Below are 564 nucleotides of genomic sequence, written 5' to 3'. Positions count from 1 at the left end.
CTACGACCTTTGGGTTATGAGCCCAACGAGCTACCAGACTGCTCCATCCCGCGATAACGTTAAAAAGTATAGCATAGAAAATGACCTAAATCCATCCATGAAGATGGACCTTGTAGGGCTCGAACCTACGACCGGACGGTTATGAGCCGTCTGCTCTAACCAACTGAGCTAAAGGTCCAGAAGCTCAAGTCTTAATAGCGGCGGGGGGGATCGAACCCTCGACCTCCCGGGTATGAACCGGACGCTCTAGCCAGCTGAGCTACACCGCCATAGTGTATGAAACAAACGTCACCGACACTGACCATGTGCCGGTATCGGGAAGACAGGATTTGAACCTGCGACCCCCTGGTCCCAAACCAGGTGCTCTACCAAGCTGAGCCACTTCCCGATGATGCACCCAGTAGGAGTCGAACCTACAACCTTCTGATTCGTAGTCAGACACTCTATCCAGTTGCGCTATGGGTGCGTCATTGTATGCCGAGGACCGGAATCGAACCGGTACGGTGATCACTCACCGCGGGATTTTAAGTCCCGTGCGTCTGCCAGTTCCGCCACCCCGGCAGT

At 54.3% G+C, this 564-nt stretch carries 5 tRNA genes; all 5 read right to left on the bottom strand.

The features are described 5' to 3' along the window. Positions 1 to 104: 104 nt before the first annotated feature. The 5 genes from L248_RS14195 to L248_RS14175 all read right to left on the bottom strand — a co-directional run bounded on the left by L248_RS14195 (position 105) and on the right by L248_RS14175 (position 561). Positions 105 to 178 (bottom strand) — tRNA-Ile (locus L248_RS14195). Between the two features lie 17 nt (positions 179 to 195). After that, a tRNA-Met gene (locus L248_RS14190) sits at positions 196 to 269 on the bottom strand. A gap of 45 nt (positions 270 to 314) precedes the next feature. Then, a tRNA-Pro gene (locus L248_RS14185) sits at positions 315 to 388 on the bottom strand. A gap of 4 nt (positions 389 to 392) precedes the next feature. Beyond that, a tRNA-Arg gene (locus tag L248_RS14180) sits at positions 393 to 466 on the bottom strand. Positions 467 to 475: 9 nt separating this feature from the next. Beyond that, positions 476 to 561, bottom strand: a tRNA-Leu gene (locus L248_RS14175). Positions 562 to 564: the final 3 nt, after the last annotated feature.

It is taken from the genome of Schleiferilactobacillus shenzhenensis LY-73 (assembly GCF_000469325.1).
Lineage (GTDB): Bacteria > Bacillota > Bacilli > Lactobacillales > Lactobacillaceae > Schleiferilactobacillus > Schleiferilactobacillus shenzhenensis.
This window is presented reverse-complemented; position numbering and strand designations above follow the sequence as displayed.